Genomic DNA, 9,071 nt, shown 5'->3' with positions numbered 1-9,071 from the left:
ACTTTCTATTGATGTAAATAGTGCTGCAAACAAGAACGTTCCTGCAACAGTGAAACTAGATGCTTCTCGAGTGTCTTATGACACAGTGGATACAAAACTGACGGTTGACTATAACGATACCACTACGATCGTATCTAGTCTGGTTCAGTACGACTTCGCTACTCAAAAAGCTCAAGAGCCAACCTCTTTAACTATTAAAAACACTGATGGTGTAGTAGTTAGCTTGAGCAGAGATGGCAATGATTACAAAGGTGATCTTGTTGTAGGCACAGAGAAAATGGCTACAATAGAAAAATCAAGAACATACGTAGTTCGTTACATAAGTGGTGAAACTGATACTGTTTTCTAAAAAACTATCTTGTTGAAAAATAAGGGGGGCGGTTCGCCTCCCTTTTGTTGTTTATTCGGAACTGAAATTTTATGTTATCCAATTTAGCGATAGTATCAGCCAGTTTGCTACCAATTACTGATCTAGCAAGTACTGATAACAACGCGAATGTCTACACTTCGATCAGCGCCTTAGCTTATGTCGAAGATAACTCTGTCTATGATTTAGTGAAAGGTAATGAAGTTGATTATACCCCTTCTGAAAGTGCGTTTGCTGTAGGGGAATACTCATTAGGTACCCAGTATAAAAGTTTTGCTTTTTCATACTTTTATCGCTATGAGTGGTTCCTCGGCTTTACCGAAGATACGATGGCGTTTTACGAAACGACAGTGCACGAAAGTCCATTAGAGCCGGATAAAACTTACGACATTGATTTGAGTGTCAATCACATCCACATGCAAGGCCTCCGTCTTGGTTATCTGTATGATCTAAATGATGATATTAATCTCTATGCGGCCGCTTCATACATGAAGGCTAAAGAGTTGATGGACGGTGATATTACTGGTCATGTTGCTTCTAATGATGGTTGTGGTGGTGAACTTGAGTGCTATACCGGTAATCTTACGCTGGACTATACTTATACAGAAGATCGCTTACTGAAAAGAAAAGCGGATGAGCCAACCAGCAAGTTTGGTTATGGAATTGATATCGGTGCAGATTGGAAAATCAATGACGATTGGTTTACTTCTGTTTACATCCAAGATCTAGTGAGTGCAATCTATTGGGATCATGCACCAGTAACGGTGATGCACGCTAATACAGCCACACACATAGTAGAAGATGGTAAGTATAAAATCAGACCTCTTATGAGTGGTACTGAACTTTACCACGACTATAAACAAGTACTTCCTATAAAGTATCGTGCTCTGTTAGCTTATAATATAGCAGAAAGACATCGAATCTACGTTCACGGATTGCATGCGTATAGTTCGACACTTGCTCACTTGGGTTATGATTTTGCGGCGGGTGGTACGCTATACCGATTTAAGTATTATCCAGTAGAAGGTGCTATTGGAGTCGAGCTCAAAAACTCTATTTTTAATCTTTCGGTAACGAGTGACTCCATAGACTATCAAAAGAGTACACTGACGGAGATTAAACTGGGGATATCAATACCATTTCTCTAATTGATTGAATGTGATAAAGCCGTTAATTATAGCGGCTTTATTTTTAAGGGCACTCTTTCAAAACACTCCCAGTCAAATCGAAATGAATACTCAGTAATACTGGTTGTACAATCCCATAGTTGCACCGCTCTCTTTCATCCGCTTTAACTGTTGTTGGAACTGGTAAGCCACCGAATCTTCTTCTGCTATTGTCGGCCAGTTACTCGCGCTTAAAGGTTTTCCTGCATCAAACAGCGTGTTGGTGGCCTCTTTTAGGTACGGTGACTTTTTTGAAAAACCCAGATACAAGGGACGCTCGCCCCCACAGCAACGTTTGTGTACCCGGATATCATCAGCCTTATTTAGTTTGAGATAATAAAGCAGGGTGCCCCTGGGGTAGATGTAAAAGTCGGCTCTTTTCTTTCGAATTAGTTCAATAGCTTCAGGGATGGAAAGCTCGGCTTTGGTGTAATACTGAATATTGTCGACGCCAGCAGCAAAATCTGGAGCTCCCAATGATTGAACGAGCGTCAGTCCGGCTAATTGATGTTTACTCGTTATTTCGTCGATTTCTAGTCGTGATATACCAATCTCTCCACCTGGGAGGCCACTCTCAATAAAAAAGGTAAACTCTGAACGTTGCAGGTTGAAAACAAAACCCGGATAAAAGTCAATTTCTCCATCCGCAAGCATTTTTAATAGCCTTTTCTTGGGGCTTCTAACAACCGTTAGTTGACAGCCAATGTTTTGAGCTGCCTGGCTGTATAGGTCGTAATAAAGCCCCTCATTATTGGGAGACTTTGCGATAAGAGGCAGTCTTTCCGTGGTTCTAAATCCCATTTTTAGTTCGCATCCCAAGGAGTGCGATGGCAAGGAAAGGCAGATAAACGCAACAAAAGCGATAAGTTTACTCACGGTCTGCTCCTATGGACTCTGACTTATTATTAAGATTAGGTGCAGATGCTGTTTTTTGGGAGCTTAGGATGAAAAAAAACCGATGCTCGCATCGGTTTTCTTAACAAGAATAATAACTACGAACGGCTGGCTGCTTTATCCATTAGATCTTGCTTTTCTACTTGTGAAATATAGGCAAGCTCTAGACCGTTAATTTGCGCTTGGCGAATCTGTTCTTGGGACAGACCTGCTTGAGGTGCAGCAACTTCGTATTCATATGGCAGCTCAATGCCTTCTACTGCCGGATCGTCAGTGTTTAAACATGCCAGAACTCCGTGTTCGAGAAACAGCTTGAGTGGGTGGTTTGCCAGTGAGTCAACGGTACTGGTTTGGAAGTTAGAGGTCAGACATGACTCTATACCAATTTTGTTCTCTGCAAGGTAATCCATCAGCTTAGGGTCGTGAATGGCCTTAACACCATGGCCAATACGCGTCGCCCCAAGTTCTCGAATTGCTTGCCACATGCTTTCTGCGCCCGCGGCTTCTCCTGCGTGGATAGTGACGTTTAATCCAGCGTCCTTCACCTGTTTGAAGTGGGTGACAAAGCGATCTCCCGGTTGGCCAAGTTCATCACCAGCTAGGTCAACGGCAACGATTTTATCTTTTTGAGTTAAAATTGCATCGAGTTCTTGCTGGCACGCATCGGTGCCGAAGGTACGGCTCATAATACCAATTAGGTTGGCTTTGATACCAAAGTCTCGTGTACCTGCCGCAACGCCATCGACAACAGCTTCGACAACACCTTCAATCGGTAGGTTGTGTTTCATGGCCATATAATAGGGGGAAAAACGCAGTTCGGCGTAGTCTATTTGAGCGTTAAGGGCATCTTCAACATTTTCATAGGCGACGCGTCGACATGCGTCTAGGTCACCCAGAACTGCTACTCCCCAGTCTAATTTGGATAAAAAGGCGACCAACGAGGGTTCGGCTTCTACAATTTGGACGTGTGGCGTAAGAGACTCAATATCGTATGCGGGTAGCGAAACGCCAAACTTTTGGCCTAGATCTAAAATGGTTTGCGTACGGATGTTTCCGTCGAGGTGGCGGTGCAAGTCGGTAAGTGGAAGATTCTTAGTTATCATTATAAGGAGTCCGTGTTCTGATTTGCGCTTAAGTATAAAAAGCCAAGGCCAAGGTGTCAGTACGGTTTGAGTACAAAAACAGCGATTTTGGCCGATTTCTACTTCATGTTAACTAAATCTGTTGGCCAGTCTTCAAAGGCAACTGGGCGACTAAATAAGTAACCTTGTCCTAATGGGCAGCATAGGTCGGAAAGCATTTGCGCTTGTTCTTGTGTTTCTACCCCTTCAGCAACAAGCTCAACTTTCATGCTTTTCGTCATGTTGATGATTGCGGCAACAATAGAAGTATCTAAGCTCTCTTTGTCGAGTTTATCGACAAAGGTTCTATCTATCTTCAAGCAATCGAAAGGCAACTTGTGTAAGTAAGCCAACGAACTGTAGCCTGTTCCAAAATCATCAATAGCGATATGAACCCCGAAATCGCGTATAGTTTGCATGTTTTGCAAGGTCACCGGGTCGTTATCGACAATTCTCGATTCAGTGATTTCCAGAGTCAGGTTATCGGCATTAAGCCTGTTCTATCTAATGTATTTTGCAACTCTTTAATGAAATCTGGTTGAGAGAGTTGGTTTACCGATAGGTTTACGTGTAAGTGAAACTCTGGGCCCCACTTGCCGTCCCGAATGCCTCTCATCGTATCGGAGCAGGCTTGGAAGAGAATTTGTTCACCTATTGGGCTAATCAGTCCACTCTCTTCCGCGATTGGAATAAAATCCAATGGCGATATCATACCAGAGCTAGGAGACAACCAACGTGCAAGCGCCTCTGCACCAACGACTTTACCCGAGTTTAAGTCCACTATTGGCTGATAGAATGGTACAAATTCTTGATTCTCAATGGCGTCTTTGATTTTGGCTTGCATCAGTGTGCGCTTACGAGAAATATCGGCCATTTCGGGTTTGTAGTAGCTAATACCAGTGATGTCTAGCTTCGCGTTGCTGAGGGCAATGCTGCCGTTGCGTAGCCAAAGGGTCATATTACTTGCGGGATGGTCGCGAACAATGCCGACTGACACACTGACAACCACGCTTTCTTTCTCCATAACGAAGGGGGCGGCAAACATTTGTACAATTCGATTTGCACTGAGCGTGACATACTCTTCGTCGTGGTTCTTGGTCAGATAAATCGCAAACTCGTCACCACCAATTCGGGCAATATAGCAGTCTTCGTCAAATAGTGATTTAAGTCTTTCCGCTATGATTGCGAGCAACTGATCTCCTTTGTAATGACCAAGGCTATCATTGATATCCCTAAACTTGTTGATCCCCACTAACATCAGGCAACCGTTGAGTTCTGTAAGGCGATCGCAGGTGTCGATCAGGCCCTCACGGCTGTATAGCTTAGTTAAAGAATCATAGAGCAACTGGGAGCGCAAAGCCCTGAAAGACGCTTTTAAGTTGTTTGCCATTTCTGTAAAGGCATAAACCAACATAGTGGTTTCGTAAATGTGTCCTGGTTTGGGCATATGGCTATCCCAATCCCCTTTTGCAAGGTGTCTGGCTGCGGTGACGGTAGAAGTTATTGGGGCTACAACGCGGTTGAATGCTACTAGCCCAATGGCAATCCCAATTAGGCTGGCGAACAATCCTATAATCCAACTGTTTCGTTGGCTTTCGGGTAGTTTGCCCAATAAATCTGTTTCAGAGATTGAAACGCCAATATACCACTTGAGTCCATACTCATCGGTATAAGGTGTTATATGGTTGAAGTACCGTTCTCCATTGACGTCAAGGTCGAAGCGACTGGTTGATTCTTTGAGGTGCAATTCATTTAAGCCCGCGTATTGCGCACTTGCCTGAATTACCGGATTCGCGCTCTCGGTTGTTAGTAGCCGCTCTCCTTTTGGACTCAAGGTTGTCCCCCAAGAGACGACACTACCGCCTGCGGAATGGGCGACTAAACGTTGGTCTTGGTCGTAGACATAAATTGCGGCATTGGTATCGGTTTGCTTCTCTCTTAAAAACGCATTGAAGGTATCAATCTTGACGTCCGTTACTACGACGCCCATAAAATCTTGCTGATAAAACACGGGCGTCAAGGCCGACAAGGTGATTTCTTGTCTTTCGTCGGCATTGGTGTAAATTTTAGACCACAACGGACTGAGGCTCTGAGCCACGGGAGCATACCAAGGGCGAATTCTTGGGTCATAGCCGGTAAAGACTGAGCGTATATCCTCACTGATTTCACTGCCGCGATAAATAACCAAGGTTTTATTAGTGCGATCATCCTGAATCATCAAGGTGTAGTCTTGGTTGGCTTCTTTTCTAAAACCAATATACTCCGCTCCTTCACCCCCAAAGCCAATCACGTCTAAGTGGGGAATGCTGCGGTAAAGATCTTTGAAGTTGGTGAGTAAGTAGTTTTCTATCTTTGTTGTATCACCTTCTTCGTATAAACGGTTGAAACTGATACCGTGACTCATTGCAAGACTGGCATTAAATGGCTGGTCGAGGAATTGGTGCAGTTCTAAAGTGACGTTGGATGTTAATGCTGAGAGCTGTTTACTGCTAATGTCATGAACCATGTCTTCATAATTGCTTTTCTGCACCGCGACAATAACGCCAATTGTGATCAGAAATATCATCACAAAGGGGAGAACCACAGCGGTTCTAAGAGTAATTTGGGTTGATGGCATCATATTTATAATTCTGCAAACGTCCGTGTTGATTTTTTTGTTAGACGCTTTTTGAATTTGGAAATGAAAAAAGCGACTCCCTCACACCTATAGATAGTCGCTATTGATAGAAAATTCAAATTGATATTCAGAGTGGATCAGTATAACTCTTTGAGTTTACGGGTTAATGTATTTCTACCCCAACCGAGAACTTTTGCTGCTTCTTGCTTGTGACCATTAGTGTGCTCTAAGGCGACTTCAAGCAGGATGCGTTCGAATTCGGGCAGAGCATAGGTTAGAAGATCAGAGTCTCCGTTAGCCAAGGAGGCTTTCGCCCAACCCGCAAGTTGTTGCTGCCAGTTTGCCCCTTCTTTATTGGAATAGTCCGATTTCACTTCTAATAGTTCTGGTGGCAAGTCGTTTGGTAGGACTTCACTACCACTTGCCATGACTGTTAACCATCGACATATGTTCTCTAGTTGTCGAACGTTGCCAGGCCACTCTAGCTTCGATAACAACTCGGTTGTTGAAGGATGAAGTGTTTTGACGTCCACCGCGAGCTCTTCGGCTGCCAATGACAAAAAGTGCAAAGTCAGTTTTTCTATGTCTTGTCGACGTTCCCTTAGAGGTGGGATCTGTATGCGAATTACGTTGAGACGGTGGAACAAATCTTCACGAAAATCTCCCGAATGGACCAGCTTTTCTAAGTTTTGGTGGGTGGCGGCAACGATTCTTACATCCACTTGAATAGGTGAGTGTCCACCAACGCGATAAAACTGGCCATCTGCGAGCACTCTTAACAAGCGGGTTTGAATGTCCAATGGCATATCACCAATTTCATCGAGAAAGAGTGTGCCGCCATTGGCTTGCTCAAAACGGCCTTGGCGAACACTGTTTGCGCCAGTAAATGCGCCCTTTTCATGGCCAAACAGTTCTGACTCAATGAGATCTTTAGGGATAGCAGCCATATTTAAGGCGATAAATGGCTTTCTCGCTCTGGGGCTGTGTCGGTGTAGCGCATGAGCGACTAACTCTTTACCCGTTCCAGATTCGCCGTTGATTAATACTGATATAGAAGAACGAGATAATCGGCCTATTGCTCTAAAGACTTCTTGCATTGAAGGCGCTTCACCAATGATTTCTGGTGCGGTAGAGGTATCCGCTTGATCGGCTGCTTGTGCTTTCTTTTGCTCTTGACTATGAGTAATCGCCCGTTCGACTAAGGTTAAGGTTTCATCGACGTCAAAGGGTTTGGGCAAATATTCAAAAGCACCTTGCTGGTATGCGTTGACGGCGGCATCTAGATCGGAGTGGGCCGTCATTATGATAACGGGGAGATCAGGACTTCGAGTGTGCACTTGGCTTAGTAGTTCGATGCCGTCCATTCCCGGCATGCGAATATCAGAGACGAGTACGTCAGGAGATTCTCTTTCCAATGCGAGTAAAACGCTCTCTGCATCGGCAAAGGTTTCACATTTTATATTGGCTGCGGATAGCGTTTTTTCAATTACCCAGCGTATTGAGCTATCGTCGTCGACCACCCAAACATATCCTTTACTCATAACCTAAATTCCTTTCAGCATTGCTTATAATCCAGTGTCGATGGGGAGGTATATTGTGAATGTTGTTTTCCCCGGCCAGCTATCGACATCGATTTTACCTCGGTGTTGATCGATGAGGTTTTGGGCGATTGATAAGCCGAGACCTGTTCCACCTTCTCTGCCGCTGACCATGGGGTAAAACAGAGTGTCCTGCAGTTCAGATGGGATGCCCGGTCCGTTGTCTACGACTTCGATGCGAGCCGCCAATTTACAGCGTTGCCCGTGTATATTTGTTTGGTGCACCGTTCTGGTGCGTACTGTTATTTTTCCGTTTTCTTGTGATTGAAGGATCTGTCCTGCATTGCTGATGATATTGAGTAAAGCTTGCTCTATTTGGTCTGAATCCATTAAGAACTCGGGCAAACTCGGGTCGTAGTCGCGTTCGATATCGATAGAGTGACCACACTCTAGTTCGACGAGTTGGCGCACTTTCTCCAATATTAGGTGCAGGTTTTCTGCCCTTTTCTCTCCGGGCTTTTGAGGGCCAAGCAGTCGGTCTACGAGTGAGCGCAGTCGATCCGCTTGTTCAATGATGATTTGGGTGTACTCTTTTAAACTGGCGTCAGGCAACATGCGCTCTAGCAATTGAGCGGCCCCTCTTAAACCGCCAAGCGGATTCTTTATCTCGTGAGCTAGACCTCGAACTAACAGTTTGGCGGCTTGTTGCTGAGCGTGTTGATTGAGCTCTTGTGACAAACGGCGCTGCTGGCCAATCTTTCTCATCTCGACTAAGAGCATCAGTTCTCTTTTCCAAGAAATAGGGCTAACCGTTACTTCTAACATCAGTGGTTTTCCGTCTACTACAAAGGTGACATCGCTGTCGGTAATACTCTGGCCGCTTTGTAGTGGTTGGGATAACAACGCCAAATCCATTGAAGCGTGTTGAATAAGATGAGAAAGAGGCTGGTCGACGATGCGTTTAGCGCTTTGTCCAAATAGTTGTTCCGCTGCTGGGTTTGCGTATTTCACCTGCAGAGATTCATTCATGATCAGTAACGTGGTTACTTGATGATTTAAGATGATGCTATTTAGTTCGTCACTCACGCTAGTTGTCTTCCTTGAGTCTAATATGGAGTGCACTATTTTGGTGCATTCACGTTTCAGTATGACTTAACGCAACCTAAATCGAAAGAACAATTGCGTTAAAGAGAGTGAAATTGGCTATTTCAATCACGAAATCGAAGTCGAGATTCTTCGAAGCATCACAGCCAAGTACTCATGCAATTTACTTGCCGAGAATCGAGGGTTTTCTAAGTTTAAGTGTTGGCTCATCTATCTGATTATTATGAGATTAATTGCAAAAAAAAGCCCGCAATAGCGGGCTTT

At 44.4% G+C, this 9,071-nt stretch carries 6 protein-coding genes and 1 pseudogene; 2 read left to right on the top strand and 5 right to left on the bottom strand.

Translation table 11 applies throughout. The features are described from left to right. Both BLO31_RS23870 and BLO31_RS14940 read left to right on the top strand, forming a co-directional pair. Positions 1–349 (top strand): hypothetical protein (locus BLO31_RS23870; protein ID WP_175443230.1); only part of this gene is annotated, 349 nt, incomplete at its 5' end. Between the two features lie 71 nt (positions 350–420). Then, positions 421–1,515, top strand: a complete 1,095-nt coding sequence (locus BLO31_RS14940; protein WP_070968304.1) for a TonB-dependent receptor — start codon at positions 421–423, stop codon at positions 1,513–1,515. Between the two features lie 90 nt (positions 1,516–1,605). Here the strand turns inward: BLO31_RS14940 and BLO31_RS14935 are convergent, their stop codons facing one another. The 5 genes and pseudogenes from BLO31_RS14935 to glnL all read right to left on the bottom strand — a co-directional run bounded on the left by BLO31_RS14935 (position 1,606) and on the right by glnL (position 8,789). Then, the gene (locus tag BLO31_RS14935; protein ID WP_245688502.1) at positions 1,606–2,409 is read right to left on the bottom strand and encodes a substrate-binding periplasmic protein; all 804 of its coding nucleotides are present in this window, start codon (positions 2,407–2,409) and stop codon (positions 1,606–1,608) included. Positions 2,410–2,525: 116 nt separating this feature from the next. Then, positions 2,526–3,530 carry an adenosine deaminase gene (gene add, locus BLO31_RS14930; protein WP_070968301.1) on the bottom strand — a complete coding sequence of 335 codons (1,005 nt, stop codon included), beginning with the start codon at positions 3,528–3,530 and terminating at the stop codon, positions 2,526–2,528. A 98-nt stretch (positions 3,531–3,628) separates the two neighbouring features. After that, a pseudogene (gene gepA, locus BLO31_RS14925) lies at positions 3,629–6,168 on the bottom strand (phosphodiesterase GepA). 134 nt (positions 6,169–6,302) lie between these two features. Beyond that, the gene (gene glnG, locus BLO31_RS14920; RefSeq protein WP_070968298.1) at positions 6,303–7,706 is read right to left on the bottom strand and encodes a nitrogen regulation protein NR(I); all 1,404 of its coding nucleotides are present in this window, start codon (positions 7,704–7,706) and stop codon (positions 6,303–6,305) included. 24 nt (positions 7,707–7,730) lie between these two features. Further along, entirely contained in the window at positions 7,731–8,789 is a 1,059-nt protein-coding gene (gene glnL, locus BLO31_RS14915; RefSeq protein WP_070968293.1) for a nitrogen regulation protein NR(II), read from the bottom strand. Between the last annotated feature and the right edge of the window lie 282 nt (positions 8,790–9,071).

Source organism: Vibrio sonorensis, from assembly GCF_001854765.1.
In the GTDB taxonomy this organism is placed as follows: Bacteria; Pseudomonadota; Gammaproteobacteria; order Enterobacterales; family Vibrionaceae; genus Vibrio; species Vibrio sonorensis.
Note: the sequence above shows the minus strand (reverse complement) of the source record. Positions and strands in the feature narration are given on the sequence as shown.

Bases quoted from the DNA above. Each gene is read 5' to 3' on its own strand.
- BLO31_RS14940 (WP_070968304.1), top strand. From the start codon at position 421: ATGTTATCCAATTTAGCGATAGTATCAGCCAGTTTGCTACCAATTACT.
- add (WP_070968301.1), bottom strand. From the start codon at position 3,530: ATGATAACTAAGAATCTTCCACTTACCGACTTGCACCGCCACCTCGAC.
- glnG (WP_070968298.1), bottom strand. From the start codon at position 7,706: ATGAGTAAAGGATATGTTTGGGTGGTCGACGACGATAGCTCAATACGC.